The organism is Bacillus sp. FSL K6-2431, from assembly GCF_038005165.1.
In the GTDB taxonomy this organism is placed as follows: domain Bacteria; phylum Bacillota; class Bacilli; order Bacillales; family Bacillaceae; genus Bacillus; species Bacillus pumilus.
Window position 1 is genome coordinate 685,985 of the sequence record NZ_JBBOSQ010000001.1, and the last position, 14,594, is coordinate 700,578.

Genomic DNA, 14,594 nt, shown 5'->3' on the forward strand with positions numbered 1-14,594 from the left:
TTACTTCGACTCCTTCTGTTTGTAAATTTCAAGCTGTTCAACTAAGTTGAATGGTTTCACATCGTACATATTTTCAATCAAGTCAGTGACTTTTTGCTTAGGCTGTTCGTCAGCTTCTTTGATCGCTTGTTTGATTTGTTCTTTTGCATCTTCGATGACTTTATTCTCTTCTTCTTCAGACCATAGGCCTTTGTTTTCCAAGAATTTGCGGTAGCGTACCAATGGATCTTTTTGCTCCCACTCGTTTTCATCTTCTTTTGTACGATATCTTGTTGGATCGTCACCAGCCATTGTATGTGGGCCGTAACGGAATGTAAGAGTTTCGATTAATGTTGGACCTTCGCCATTTACAGCACGCTCACGAGCTTCAGCAGTTGCTGCATATACAGCTAATGCATCCATACCGTCAACTTGTACGCCTACGATACCAGCTGCAGCCGCTTTTTGTGCAATTGTTTGCGCAGCAGATTGCTTCTCAACAGGAGTAGAGATCGCATATCTGTTGTTTTGGACAACAAAAATCGCTGGCGCTTTGTAAGCCCCTGCAAAGTTAATACCTTCGTAGAAATCACCTTGTGAAGCTCCGCCATCACCAGTGTAAGTGATTGCAACAGCATTTTTACCGCGCTTTTTCAAACCAAGAGCTACACCAGCAGCTTGAATGATTTGTGCACCGATAATGATTTGTGGTGAAAGTGCATTCAAATCTTCAGGCATTTGGTTACCAACAAAGTGTCCACGAGAGAACAAGAACGCTTTTGTTAATGGTAGGCCATGCCAGATTAATTGTGGTACATCACGATATCCTGGAAGAATGAAATCTTCTTTCTCAAGTGCAAAGTGAGTTGCAAGCTGAGAAGCCTCTTGTCCAGCTGTTGGCGCATAGAAGCCAAGACGTCCTTGACGGTTCAATGAAATTGAACGTTGATCTAATACTCGTGTAAACACCATACGGCGCATTAATTCTTTTAATTGGTCATCTGAGAGATCTGGCATTGCCGCTTCGTTTACGACTTCGCCTTTTTCGTTTAAAATTTGAAACGTTTCAAACTGCTTTTTGATGGCATCAAATTGCTTTTTGCTATCAACAATTGCTTTTTTTGTTTTTGCAGCCATTCTAAAGTCACCTCTTCCTTTCTTTTAACAGTCAATTTGTCGTGAATCCATTTATACATACAGATATAGGATAACCCAAAATACACATATGACTCCTGTATTTAATAGCCACTAGGATCGTTGTCGAAACATAAGATGATCGCTCGTTTTTGAGTTCTTCTAACTGTATTAACGATAGTTCACAAATAACTAATACAACTTCTGTTAACAAGGACTAGTTTACAACAAGAAAAATAGTCCGTCAATTGATTTAACGGCTTTATTTAAATAAATGTATTCGCTTTACTTTTTATGGTGAGCTGTATCAATCTGTTTAACAAACACATCGAACTGTACTAGTATAGTGTGTACTACTGTACTACAATAGAAAATGTTTGTTTTTGTCGAAAAATAAAAAAAGAGCTGTTTTTTCAGCTCTTTTTGGACTCTTGATCTGCCACTTTAGACAAAGCCTGTTTATGCTCATTCAATTGCTTTGTATATTGATTGAACTTTTTACCTTCTTTTCTGACTTTGCTATAAGAACGGTTCACCGTCTTCAGCTTGGATTTTAGCTCTTTATATCCTAAGTCCTTTTTCTTTAAAGATTGATATAAATGCTGATCTTGTTTCAACGCCTTTTGATATTCCTTGTAAAGCTGGTCATACGACGCATATCTTTTCTCAAGCGATTTGACCGTTTCATCTGCTTCTTCTTTTAAATTCGTATCTTGTATACGTCCCGCAGATTCCTTGACCGTTTTCAATTCTTTTTTCGATTCATCCATGCTGTCTTTTTCTGTTTTCAAATGTTCTTCTCGTTTCGCAGCAGATGCTAACGCCTGATCAGAAAGGCTTTTCACTGTTTTAGTGTGATCCTTTGTGGTTTGAATCATTTTTTTATAGAGCTGCTGCTCTTTTTTCTCATAGCTTTGCAGTGCGCCTTGCTCTTTTTCAAAGGATGCCTCTTTTTCGCTCATTTTCGTCATCGCATCTTGCATATCATGAAATGGACTTTGACCTCCGCACCCCGCCAGCAAAAGGGTACATATCCCCGCTAAAGCAGCACCTGCTTTCATGCTTCTTCTTATCTGTCTCATCACAAGGTTCCCCCTTTACATCTCCACATACCACTATAATTTTTATAGGCGTTTGTGACAAGGAAAGAGGTCATTTTGAGGAGCCGAAGAAGATTTTTTTCAAGTGATAGGCGCATGACTATACAAATAGTGCATTCATACATAGTTTATATTACACGCTTCGCCTTCACTTATGAGAGGCCGAGTGTATTTCCAAAGGAGGTCAAAAGTATGTCTAATTATAGTCATGGAAGTATGTATGGTGGATACGGCGGTTACGGGTATGGATACGGTGGTGGATATGGCGGTGGCTGTTGTTACCCAAGTTATGGCGGTGGCTACGGATACGGCGGTGGACGGACATTCGCTTTAATCGTTGTCCTTTTCATCCTATTAATCATCGTTGGCGCAGCATTCTTAGGCGGCGGTGGCGGCTGCTGCTAATGGCTGTTTAAGCCTCTGACCGGTCTCATAGGACCGGTCTTCTTTATTTCATTGCATATGTTGTGTATCATTTTATATACTTTACATACAAAGGAAATAGGAGTGAAGATTTGTGATTACCATGGAAGATATCGTACGGGACGGACATCCCGTCTTAAGACAAACAGCTGAAGCGGTCGAGCTCCCGCCTACAGAAGAGGAAAAACAGCAATTAGCTGACATGATTGAATTCGTTAAAAATAGTCAGGATGCTGACATGGCTGAAAAGTATGGACTCAGACCAGGCGTTGGACTCGCGGCTCCGCAAATTAATGTCAGTAAACGAATGATCGCTGTTCACTGTGAGGATGAAGATGGAGTGGAATACAGCTATGCCCTTTTCAACCCGCGCATTGTCAGTCATTCCGTCAAAAGAGCTTATTTAACGACTGGTGAAGGCTGCTTATCTGTTGATGAAGCCATTCCTGGATTTGTCCCTCGATATCAAAAGATCAGGGTGAAGGGTACAACGCTTGAAGGAGAAGACATTGATATTCGCCTAAAAGGGTTTCCGGCCATTGTGTTTCAGCATGAAATCGACCATTTAAACGGCATTATGTTTTATGATCATATTCAAAAGGATCAGCCATTCGCTGAGCCTGACAACTCTGTTGCGATCGGCAGATCATAAAATAAAAAGAAGACCCAATAATCTAAGGGTCTTCTTTTTTTATTCTTCAATCAGGCCTAAATGAGTCACTGCATGGAATATGCCGTCTTCATCTACTGGCTTTGTCACAAAATCAGCCAAATTTTTTAGTTCATTCACAGCATTTCCCATGGCGACGCCTGTACCAGCAAACGAAATCATCTCTCGATCGTTCAGACCGTCTCCAAAGGCAACGGTATCCTTTTGCTCGTAAGGCAGTCTTTCGATAACTCGTTTAATGCCTTCAGCCTTTGATCCGCCTTTTGGCAAGACATCTGTTGACAGCTCGTGCCATCTGACAAGATCAACTTCTTCGCGGAACGCCTCGTATTGGACTTCCTCTTCTGCCTTACAGAATAACAGCATTTGAAAAATCTCGTTTTCTTTAAAGTAAGACAAATCATGTTCAGGATGCTCTGTTTTTAAAGTCCCAATCCCCTCATGGATAAACGGATGATTTGGCACAGAAGCCTTCATCGTTTTTTCCCCCATGAAAACAAGCGGATGATCATGATGATCCGCTGTTTCATAAATTTGCTCCATTAGCTCCAGTTTAAGCGGATTGCCGTAAATGACTTCTCCCTCATACATGACATACTGACCGTTATAAGCTATAAAGGAGTCAAGCCCCAATTCCTCTAAAATAGGCTTAATTAAAAAAGGCGAACGCCCAGATGCAATGAAGAGATGATGGCCTTTTTCTTTTAATAAACGAACCGCTCGCTTCGTTGATTCAGGTATTTTTTTATCATGATCATATAAAGTACCGTCGATATCAAAGAAGATGACTTTTTTATTCATATCCCGTCTCCTGTCTCTTGTTATGTATACCCACTCCCTTTCATCATACAGAAAGATTTCTGCTTTCGAAACCAATTCCTATGAAAACGCCCATTTCCCACATATAACCATGTAACATTCAATGGAAACGTCATATAATACAAGTATAAAGAGAGAACGGAATACAAGGTCTAATCTCACTTCAATTCGAAAGGAGGCGACCTGCGATGCTTCGTCGTCTGCGCAAGAAAATTAGAAGACAATGGAAGGACATGCTTCGTAAAAAATCGATCGCTTAAAAGGATCTTCCGCACATTTGCTGAAGGTCCTTTTTTCTCAGAGACTTTTCTTATGCGCGTTTTTTTAATATAATAGAAATAGCGAGTGTAACATACGGTATTTAAGGAGAGATTTGGATGATATATAAGGTATTTTTTCAGGCAAGTACTACTGAGGTACCTGTAAGAGAACACACAGATTCACTATACGTTGAAGCAGTTTCTGAAAGAGACGTACGTGATAAGTTGAAAAAACATAGCTACAACATTGAATTCATTCAGCCTGTAGACGGTGCTTTTTTAGACTATGAACGAGAAAGTGAAAATTTTAAAGTATTGGAGCTATGAGAGGAATGAAATTTGTAAAAAACGATCAGGCGGCAGTTTTTGCGCTCGGCGGTTTAGGCGAGATCGGTAAAAACACGTATGGCGTTCAATTTCAAGATGAAATCATTTTAATTGATGCTGGTATTAAGTTCCCTGAAGATGAGCTTCTTGGAATTGACTACGTCATCCCTGACTATACGTACTTAGTTAAAAACGAAGATAAAATCAAAGGTCTTTTCATCACTCACGGACATGAAGACCACATCGGCGGTATCCCTTACCTTCTCAAGCAAGTGAATATTCCAGTTTACGGCGGCAAACTCGCAATCGGCCTACTTCGTAATAAATTGGAAGAGCACGGTCTCTTGAGACAAACAAAACTTCACATTTATGAAGAGGAAGATACCATTAAATTCAGAAAAACAGCTGTGTCTTTCTTTAGAACTACACACAGTATTCCAGATTCTTATGGAATTGTCGTGAAGACACCTCCTGGTAACATCGTACATACAGGTGATTTCAAGTTTGACTTTACGCCTGTTGGCGAACCTGCCAACTTAACAAAAATGGCTGAAATCGGGAAAGAAGGCGTTCTATGTCTTTTATCCGATAGTACAAACAGTGAAATTCCAGAATTTACGATGTCTGAAAGACGCGTAGGCGAAAGCATTGATGACATCTTTAGAAAAGTCGACGGACGTATTATCTTTGCTACGTTTGCTTCAAACATTCACAGACTTCAGCAAGTGATCGAGTCCGCTGTTGCCAACGGCCGAAAAGTTGCGGTGTTTGGACGAAGTATGGAGTCTGCCATTGATATTGGACAAGATCTTGGCTACATTAAATGTCCAAAAAACACGTTCATTGAACATAATGAAATCAACCGTCTACCAGCAAACAAAGTGACTATTCTTTGTACTGGGAGCCAAGGTGAGCCGATGGCTGCTCTTTCTCGTATTGCAAACGGCACTCACCGCCAGATTTCGATTAATCCTGGAGACACTGTTGTCTTCTCTTCTTCACCGATTCCAGGTAACAATATTAGCGTAAGCCGCACCATTAACCAGCTGTACCGTGCTGGCGCTGAGGTTATTCATGGCTCACTTAATAATATTCATACATCTGGTCATGGCGGACAAGAAGAACAAAAGCTGATGCTCCGTTTAATTAAACCAAAATTCTTTATGCCGATTCACGGTGAATACCGCATGCAAAAAACGCATATTAAACTTGCGAATGATTGCGGAATTCCTGAGGAAAACTGCTTTATCATGGATAACGGTGAAGTACTTGCACTAAAAGGTGACGAAGCGAGTGTCGCTGGCAAAATTCCATCAGGTAACGTGTATATCGACGGAAGCGGAATTGGCGATATCGGGAATATCGTCTTAAGAGACCGCCGCATTCTTTCTGAAGAAGGTCTTGTCATTGTGGTCGTCAGCATGGACATGAAAGAATTCAAAATCTCTGCTGGTCCTGATCTCATCTCAAGAGGCTTTGTCTACATGAGAGAATCTGGAGACCTCATCAACGACGCACAAGATCTCATTTCAAAGCATCTTGAAAAAGTAATGGAACGTAAGACAACTCAGTGGTCGGAAATTAAGAACGAAATTACGGACACACTTGCTCCTTTCCTTTACGAAAAAACAAGACGCCGCCCAATGATCTTACCGATTATTATGGAAGTGTAATCACAAAAAGAGACACGAGCCGACTGGCTGTGTCTCTTTTTTTCATCAGTATTGAAAAAAGCCGCATATATAACATGCGGTTTCTCACTTTTTATGATTGAATTGGGAGGTGCTGGAAGTTTCTGACATCAAACAAGCCCTTTGTCGTCATTTTCACATCAGGAATGACTGGAAGTGCCAAGAAGGACAGCGTCAAAAACGGATTAAAGTCTAAGGTAAAACCTGTTTCTTTAAGCGCTTCATGAAGTGTATGAAGGCTTTCATTGACGAGATGTGCCGGCTGATCTGACAATAAACCAGAGATCGGTAATGGCAGCGTATGAAGAGAACGCCCTTCTTTAACAACAGTCAAACCGCCGCCTGCTTCTTTTAACGCCTCAATCGCTTTGATGATATCAGCATCATTTGTGCCAACTGCAATTAAGTTATGGGAATCATGTGCAACCGTTGTTGCAATCGCGCCCTGTTTGATGCCGAAGCCGCTGACAATCCCTACGCCTATTTCAGATAAACCTTGATGACGTTCAACAAGCACCATTTTCAATACATCTCTGCCTGTATCACTTGTAAATTGTCCGTTCATTTCTGAAGGAGAGACTTGTTCTAACTTTGTTTCAAGCTGATTCGGAATAATACGGATCACATTCATATGTTGATCGCCCGTGATAGGTAGTGCAATGTCTTCCTCTTGAACATCTACTGCATGAACAGATTGTAATAATGCTGGGCTTGGTGCGATCTTTTCGACACTCGGCTTGTACTCTCCGTTCTGTGCAACCAATTCACCTGCGATAAATACGCTTGTAATGTCTACATGATGAAAGTCCGAGACAAGCATAAAATCAGCATCATAGCCTGGTGCAATGGCTCCCTTTGTTTTAAGACCAAAACACTCTGCGGCATTTAAGCTTCCCATTTGATAGGCTAAAAATGGATCTAAGCCTTCTTTTATGGACATCCGTACTTGCTCATCAATACTTCCCTGTGCCATTAAATCATCCAAATGTTTATCATCTGTGCAAAAGAAAAAGCGTCTCGCATTCTTTTCATTGACAGCGGGTAAAACATTTTTCACGTTTTTGGCAACAGATCCTTCTCTCAGCATCACATACATGCCCCTTTTCACACGCTCAAGGGCTTCCTGTGCAGTTGTCACCTCATGGTCTGTTTGGATATTGGCCGTCCGGTAGACGTTGATTAAACGATCTGTTAAGCCTGCTAAATGGCCATCAATCAGTTTATTCTCGTTTTGGGCATCAAGCAGCTTTTGAAGCATATCTTCTTCTGCCTGCTCCACACCGACATAGTCCATCACCTCAGCAAGACCAAGCACTTCCTTTTCTTGATAAAGAGGCTTTAAATCTTTCGCTATTAATGTAGCACCTGATCGTTCAAAACTGACTGCCGGTACACAGGATGGCAGCATGAAATAAATATGTAAGGCAGCTTTTCTCGCTTCTTCCAGCATAAATTGGATGCCTGTTATACCTGACACATTGGCGATTTCATGCGGATCTGTTACGACAGTTGTCACACCGCGCGGAACGACAGCTTTGGAGAATTCAGCAGGGGTAACCATAGAAGACTCGATATGAACGTGGCCATCAATAAAACCAGGCACAAGCATTTGACCTGCTGCATCAAGCTCCTGTTCCCCCTCGTACTCCCCTATCCCGACTATTTGTCCATTTTCAACAGCGACATCTGCGTCTATCCATTCCTGGTTAAACACATCCATGACTTTCGCATGTTTAATCACGAGGGCTGCTTTTTTTCTCTTTGCTGCTACCTCAATTTGATGTCTGAAAAGCTCCTTATCCAACGACACTGCCTCCTCCAAGTAAACAATATAATGTTTCTTATCGTAAACGAATCTGTTTGTCCAGTCAATGACATTTAGAGAAAATCAACCATATCAAAACACTGATTTTTATTTCTGAATAGTGATAATTGCACGAAAAATAAGATGATTCATTTTTGCGGTTATACATGAACAAAGCAACCCTTTTCAGTGTCAATTTCCGTCTCAATGTCCACCTGTCATGAACACATTCATATAAAAAAAAACACCCCGTCATCGGAGTGCTTAATAATCGTTTTGCATTTCTCGTTTTTCAAAGCGTCCTATATCGGCTACTGCCCCAATGACAATGAGGATATCTTCTTTTTGAATCATTTCATCTGCCAGCGGGGAAACAATGACTTCTTTTCCGCGCTTAATGGCCACAATGTTGATGCCGTATTTTGCCCGTATATCAAGATCTAAAAGAGAATGTCCCGCCAGCCTGCTGTTTGCCACAATCTCAATCAGGCTGTACTCATCTGACAGCTCGAGGTAATCAAGCACGTTATTTGAAATGATTTTATGTGCAATCCGTCTGCCCATATCTCGCTCTGGATGAACGATGCGATCCGCTCCAATTTTGTTGAGCACCTTTTCATGGTAGTCATTTTGCGCTTTCACGGTGACCATTTTGACGCCAAGCTCTTTCAGCATAATCGTTGTTAAAATACTTGCCTGAATGTTTTCACCGATTGCAACGATGACATGATCAAAATTGCGAATACCAAGATTTTTTAAAACGTTTTCGTCCGTCGAATCACCAATGACCGCATGTGAGGCAATTTTCGCGTACTCGTTTACTCGATCTTCATTCATATCCATCGCCATGACTTCAAGTCCTTCTTCGCTCAGCGCCTTGCAAATACTTCCGCCAAAGCGTCCAAGACCAATGACTGCATATTCCTTTTTCATGTTCAGACTCCTTTTATCTCACTTACCATGCATTTTACTACGGTTTGATTAATGAATCCATATGGGAACGAATTTTTTTGCGGAACGCTTCACTTAAGTAAAGGTCTGCTCCTTTTTCGATTTCACTGCGATAATGAGCTGGCGGAGCGATTTCTTCGCTCTTTTGAAGCACAAGAAAGGTTAAACAGTCCTCATAAATTTGATCACCTATTTTGACATCGACAAAAGCTGGACGATATGTGCCTTCATATACTCCCTCTCGTTTATACAAATAACGAATGGCATCAAAAGGAACTTCATATAATACACCCTCTGTTTCGCCGCCGTCTTCTACCATATCAGCTCTTGATCCATCTGGCCTCACCAATGTAAATTTCGTAGTAAAACCGTTTAGTACACCACCGCCGATGATTTGTCTGAAGTGATGATCGACTTCTGCGAGCTTAAATCTAGCATCATCCATACAGGAGCCATAGGCAAAATAATAGAAGGATGATGGCTTCTCATGCCACAGTTTATAAGCTTTCCAGCACCCTCTCTTTATTTCTTTCAGTGCTGATGCCTTCTGCTCTGGCAAAGTGTATGTCATGGCTGCTACCTGACCTTGATCCGTCATGACATTGATTTCCTGCTTGTCATACCCTTCCTCTAGTGCGTCTATCTTATTCAACGTGTCAGCGGTTACCTCGTACAATTCCCCGTATACAGTGCCTTTTTCTGCGGAAACACACGCTGGATATCCTTGACCTGTATCGTAGATTCTTCCATTCATCCAAGCAGATTTAGCTATTAGTCTGCTTTCCTTCATGTACGCTTCGTGGTGCTCTTCATGCTGCAATAGCGTCCCATATACAAATAAAGCTTTCATCGTCATGACTTCACGTCCTCTCAACTTGCTGCTGTCTGCTTTTTTGACACACAGGCAAATAAATATGAAAAGCTGTGCCTTTTCCAAGCTCACTAGACACATCCATTCTTCCGTGATGATCTTTTAAAATTGTCGCACAGATGGTCAGACCAAGCCCTGTCCCTTCTTTTTTCGTGGAAAAGAAAGGGTCATATATTTTTTGAATATCTTCTTCAGACATCCCTTTTCCTTCATCTTGAATGGTAATCTTCCATTCATTCAATACTTTTTCTGTAGATATGTATATGCTGCCACCTTCAGGCATTGCCTCAATCGCATTTTTGATTAAATTAATGAACAGCTGCTTCATTTGGTTAGCGTCTGCTAGGATTGCACCGGCATCCTGCCTTTTAAATGGCTGCTTGAGATCAATATTTGAAAGAACGGCATTTGTTTTTAATAAAGTAATCACTTGTTCTAGAAGCTCATGAAGCTGAACTTCTTGAAAATGGACCGCTTGAGGCTTAGCCAATACAAGCAGCTCACTTAAAACAAAATCAATCCGTTTAATTTCAGAGAAGATAATGTCAAAATAATCGGTTCTTTCAGGATATTGTGTCTTCATCAGCTGTAAAAAACCATTTACTGATGTCAGTGGATTTCTGACTTCATGGGCGATTCCAGCGGCTATTTGTCCAGCGACGGCCAGCTTTTGCGCCTGCATTTGCAATTGCTGATTGGATCTTTCAAGCTCAAGCTTTGCCTGCTTTTGTTTCGTAATATCAGCTACTGTTCCAATTCCTCCGGTAAACTGGTGATGCTCATCAAAATAGAGCTTGTAATGAACGTCTCCCCATACCTTCTTTCCCTCTTTATGGAGAAGCTGCAGTTCTACCCGCCCCGCATCTTTATGCTCCTTGATCACAGATAACAAATGCTGCACCACGCGTTCCTCTTGATCAAAGTACTGATTGTACATGGTGCCTAGACATTCATCAATGTCATAGCCTGTCATTTGTGTCCATGCTTGATTCAAAAAAATAATTTCACCTTTTTCGTTTGTTTCAAAGACGATTTCTTGCAAGTTATCTGTAATTCGATTCAGCCGCTCTGTCAGTTCCTGTGCTTCTTTCTCTCTCGTATTTAAGTCTGACACAAATAGATTTAAGCGGTCTACATAGCCTGAGACAACCCAGATCCCTGTTAGAACAAGGACTGTAAAGGCTAGATCGAGCGGCCAATTAATTTGATAGCCGCCTAGATAATAAAAGAAATCCCAGCTTAATATTAAAATAAATGCAAGAACAGATAACACGATCCGCACTTGATATGTTTTGTTCAAATAATTCCACCTGCCGCCCTGAGATTCTTTGTCAATTGTACCATTTTCCACTTATTTTTTGAGGGAGATGGGGCATTTTTAAGGAACTTTTTCAGAAAAAAAGCCTGTTCTCCGCACAAAGGAAGAGAGCAGGCTTTTTTCATTACTGCTGAAGAGCTTCTTGCAGCTCTTTTAAGAGCAGTTCTGCGCCTTCAGCGCTTAATGTAATTTGACCATTTCCATAATCATGGTTCTCTGATGTAATCTCACCAGTCATGAGGCAAACACCCTCTGGCTTGTATTTTTTCAAGACGATTTTCTCCCCATCTATAAAAAATTCCATACTGTCTTTAATGGCAATATCAAGTGCTCTTCTTAATTCGATTGGCATCACAATACGCCCTAGTTCGTCTACTTTTCTTACGACTCCGATAGATTTCAATTTCGTTCCCTCTTTCTTTCATTAGCTCAAGATCAATCTGTTTTTCACCAATTGATATATCGTAGACGTAAGAGATTCTCAAAAGGTTTCTCCTCTATAAAAATTTTTTTCATAAAAGAAAAAACAAAGGGAAAATTTATTGTGATTGTCAAAATGATACTTGAATTTTACAAGTTCATTTCAAGGTCATCACAAACCCCCACAAATGACCTCAACCCTCTGAACTTTTAAATGTAAAATTGTTTAAAACAGCAAAAATAGAGATTGGGTGAAAACATGTTTCAAAATGCCGAAATTGGAATTGATTTAGGAACAGCTAACATATTGGTTTATAGTAAAAATAAGGGAATTATTTTAAATGAACCGTCCGTCGTGGCAGTCGATACAGAAACAAAAACTGTACTTGCCGTCGGAACAGAAGCAAAAGAAATGATTGGGAAAACACCTGGGAAAATTGTGGCGATCCGTCCGATGAAAGACGGTGTCATCGCTGATTATGATATGACAACAGATTTACTCAAACAAATCATGAAAAAAGCAGGAAAAAATATCGGGTTTACCTTCAGAAAACCAACGGTCGTCGTATGTACACCTTCTGGTTCAACAGCTGTTGAGCGTCGTGCCATCAGTGATGCTGTGAAAAACTGCGGAGCAAAGCACGTGCATTTAATAGAAGAACCTGTTGCAGCCGCAATCGGCGCTGATCTCCCAGTAGATGAGCCTGTTGCAAACGTCGTAGTTGATATTGGCGGAGGAACAACGGAAGTTGCCATCATTTCGTTTGGCGGCGTTGTCTCTTGTCATTCCATTCGAATTGGCGGAGATCAGCTGGATGAAGATATCATTACGTTTGTCCGAAAGAAATATAACCTATTAATCGGCGAGCGGACAGCTGAGCAAGTTAAAATGGAAATTGGTTATTGTCTCATTGAGCATGAGCCTGAATCATTAGAAGTACGTGGACGTGATCTGGTGACAGGTCTTCCAAAAACGATCACACTTGAATCTCATGAAATTCAAGGTGCCATGCGAGAGTCACTTCTTCATATTTTAGAGGCGATTCGTGCCACATTAGAGGACAGCCCTCCAGAGCTTAGTGGTGACATCGTAGACCGCGGCGTGATCTTAACCGGCGGTGGCGCTTTGTTAAACGGGATTCAAGAATGGCTCTCACAGGAGATTGTCGTTCCAGTTCATATTGCAGCAAATCCACTTGAATCTGTCGCAATCGGAACAGGTCGTTCACTAGAAGTCATTCATAAATTGCAAAAAACATTAAAATAATCTTCTTGTTCTACTTCTTTTTTTATCATTTCGATCATATCGTGAGGAATGGATAAACGTGAAGGAGGAAGAACATGTTGCTTGATTTAGGTAAACGGGTCGTTGTCACAGTCATTTTAACGGGTATTATATTAGGAGGAATGAGCCTGTCGTTTTCACATATGCCCCCTTCTAATGCACAGCCTGTGAAACAACTGAACCGCTAAAAAAGCCGCATGAAAGCGGCTTTTTTATTTTGGCCTTTCGCGTGCTCCCCATTTTCCTTTTCGGTCTTAAATCTGATATGATGAACATGACTAAAGGAGGGTTTTTATGAGTACATTTGAAAAACAATTAGATCAATATGCGAAGACCATCGTTGAAGTCGGTGTGAATGTTCAAAAGGAACAAGAAGTCGTCGTATCTGCATCTACTGAATCTGCAGACCTTGTTCGTCTTGTCGCGAAACATGCGTATGAGCACGGGGCGAAAAACGTACATATCCGCTGGAGTGATGGTGTTCTTGCTCGTTTAAAGTATGAACATGCACCGCAGGATGTGTTTGAGCAATTCCCAGAATGGGAAGCACAGATGATGGAAACCATCGCAAAACGCGGCGGCGCTTTTATCACGATCTTGTCAGAAAGCCCTGACCTTCTGCGAGGCATTGATTCGAAAAAAATCGCTGCACAGCAAAAAGCCGCTGGATCCGCCCTTCATACATATCGCCAATACGTTCAATCAGACAAAGTGGCTTGGACGGTCGTAGGTGCTGCATCAAAAGATTGGGCGAAAAAGATTTTCCCTGACGAGACAGATGAAGAAGCTGTCGCTTTATTATGGGATCAAATCTTTAAAGTCGCTCGCGCTGATCAAGCAGATCCTGTGGAGGCTTGGAAAAAGCACGATGAGTCGCTAAATGAAAAGGTCAAAATCCTAAATGAGCGCCACTACCACAAGCTTCATTATGATGCTCCTGGCACTGATTTAACGATTGAGCTCCCTGAGCAGCACATTTGGGTAGGTGCCGGCAGCGTGAGTGAGCGCGGCGTCTCTTTCATGGCCAACATGCCAACAGAAGAAGTCTTTACCGTACCTAAAAAAGATGGTGTAAATGGGACTGTCTCAAGCACAAAACCGCTCAGCTATGCAGGAAATATCATTGATGAGTTTACTTTAACATTTGAAAATGGACGAATTGTCGATGTGAAAGCGAAGGAAGGCGAAGACATTTTAACTTCGCTCGTTGAAACAGATGAAGGCTCTCATTATCTAGGTGAGGTTGCTCTCGTACCAGATGATTCACCAATCTCAAACTCGAACATTCTCTATTACAATACCCTTTATGATGAAAACGCATCGAATCACCTTGCCATCGGCAGCGGGTATGCGTTCAATATCGAAGGCGGAAAAGAGATGAATCGTGAAGAATTGGATGCAGCTGGTGTAAACAACAGTATCACACACGTCGATTTCATGATTGGTTCAAAGGAAATGAATATTGACGGTATTACAAAAGACGGAAAACGTGAACCGATCTTCCGTAATGGAAACTGGGCGATTTAACCAAAAAAAGACATC

General features: G+C 41.3%; 15 protein-coding genes. 7 read left to right on the forward strand and 8 right to left on the reverse strand.

From position 1 onward, the window contains the following. Nucleotides 1–1,116, reverse strand: coding sequence for a pyruvate dehydrogenase (acetyl-transferring) E1 component subunit alpha (pdhA, locus tag MHH40_RS03445; RefSeq protein WP_003211678.1), 1,116 nt, complete (start codon nt 1,114–1,116; stop codon nt 1–3). Nucleotides 1,117–1,526: 410 nt separating this feature from the next. Beyond that, entirely contained in the window at nt 1,527–2,195 is a 669-nt protein-coding gene (locus MHH40_RS03450; RefSeq protein WP_268458729.1) for a YkyA family protein, read from the reverse strand. A gap of 234 nt (nt 2,196–2,429) precedes the next feature. Here MHH40_RS03450 and MHH40_RS03455 point away from each other — a divergent pair, with 234 nt between their 5' ends. Next, on the forward strand, nt 2,430–2,618 hold the full coding sequence (locus tag MHH40_RS03455; RefSeq protein WP_041816227.1) for a YjcZ family sporulation protein: 189 nt from the start codon (nt 2,430–2,432) through the stop codon (nt 2,616–2,618). A 112-nt stretch (nt 2,619–2,730) separates the two neighbouring features. Then, nucleotides 2,731–3,288, forward strand: a complete 558-nt coding sequence (def, locus tag MHH40_RS03460; protein ID WP_003210923.1) for a peptide deformylase — start codon at nt 2,731–2,733, stop codon at nt 3,286–3,288. A 39-nt stretch (nt 3,289–3,327) separates the two neighbouring features. Here the strand turns inward: def and MHH40_RS03465 are convergent, their stop codons facing one another. Continuing rightward, a complete protein-coding gene (locus MHH40_RS03465; RefSeq protein WP_340900634.1) occupies nt 3,328–4,107 on the reverse strand; it encodes a Cof-type HAD-IIB family hydrolase in 780 nt (259 codons plus the stop codon). 395 nt (nt 4,108–4,502) lie between these two features. Here MHH40_RS03465 and MHH40_RS03470 point away from each other — a divergent pair, with 395 nt between their 5' ends. Together MHH40_RS03470 and rnjA are read left to right on the forward strand one after the other, a co-directional pair. Next, on the forward strand, nt 4,503–4,712 hold the full coding sequence (locus tag MHH40_RS03470) for a DNA-dependent RNA polymerase subunit epsilon (RefSeq protein ID WP_003211882.1): 210 nt from the start codon (nt 4,503–4,505) through the stop codon (nt 4,710–4,712). A 5-nt stretch (nt 4,713–4,717) separates the two neighbouring features. Continuing rightward, a complete protein-coding gene (rnjA, locus tag MHH40_RS03475) occupies nt 4,718–6,385 on the forward strand; it encodes a ribonuclease J1 (protein WP_003212511.1) in 1,668 nt (555 codons plus the stop codon). Between the two features lie 91 nt (nt 6,386–6,476). Here rnjA and ade read toward each other — a convergent pair whose 3' ends face one another. From ade to MHH40_RS03500, 5 genes are all read right to left on the reverse strand, one after another. Then, entirely contained in the window at nt 6,477–8,207 is a 1,731-nt protein-coding gene (ade, locus tag MHH40_RS03480; protein WP_212045826.1) for an adenine deaminase, read from the reverse strand. Nucleotides 8,208–8,471: 264 nt separating this feature from the next. Beyond that, nucleotides 8,472–9,140 (reverse strand): potassium channel family protein, encoded by a 669-nt coding sequence (locus tag MHH40_RS03485; protein WP_003211815.1) that lies wholly within the window; start codon nt 9,138–9,140, stop codon nt 8,472–8,474. 37 nt (nt 9,141–9,177) lie between these two features. Then, nucleotides 9,178–10,014 carry a gamma-glutamylcyclotransferase gene (locus tag MHH40_RS03490; protein ID WP_340900635.1) on the reverse strand — a complete coding sequence of 279 codons (837 nt, stop codon included), beginning with the start codon at nt 10,012–10,014 and terminating at the stop codon, nt 9,178–9,180. A gap of 4 nt (nt 10,015–10,018) precedes the next feature. After that, entirely contained in the window at nt 10,019–11,329 is a 1,311-nt protein-coding gene (locus MHH40_RS03495; RefSeq protein WP_003211426.1) for an ATP-binding protein, read from the reverse strand. 142 nt (nt 11,330–11,471) lie between these two features. Continuing rightward, on the reverse strand, nt 11,472–11,750 hold the full coding sequence (locus MHH40_RS03500; protein ID WP_003211634.1) for an AbrB/MazE/SpoVT family DNA-binding domain-containing protein: 279 nt from the start codon (nt 11,748–11,750) through the stop codon (nt 11,472–11,474). A gap of 276 nt (nt 11,751–12,026) precedes the next feature. Here MHH40_RS03500 and mreBH point away from each other — a divergent pair, with 276 nt between their 5' ends. The 3 genes from mreBH to MHH40_RS03515 all read left to right on the forward strand — a co-directional run bounded on the left by mreBH (nt 12,027) and on the right by MHH40_RS03515 (nt 14,579). Further along, nucleotides 12,027–13,034 (forward strand): rod-share determining protein MreBH, encoded by a 1,008-nt coding sequence (mreBH, locus tag MHH40_RS03505; protein WP_003211642.1) that lies wholly within the window; start codon nt 12,027–12,029, stop codon nt 13,032–13,034. A 74-nt stretch (nt 13,035–13,108) separates the two neighbouring features. After that, a complete protein-coding gene (locus MHH40_RS03510; protein ID WP_003210922.1) occupies nt 13,109–13,240 on the forward strand; it encodes a protein YkpC in 132 nt (43 codons plus the stop codon). Nucleotides 13,241–13,346: 106 nt separating this feature from the next. Continuing rightward, nucleotides 13,347–14,579, forward strand: coding sequence for an aminopeptidase (locus MHH40_RS03515; RefSeq protein ID WP_253622649.1), 1,233 nt, complete (start codon nt 13,347–13,349; stop codon nt 14,577–14,579). The last annotated feature ends 15 nt before the right edge of the window (nt 14,580–14,594 follow it).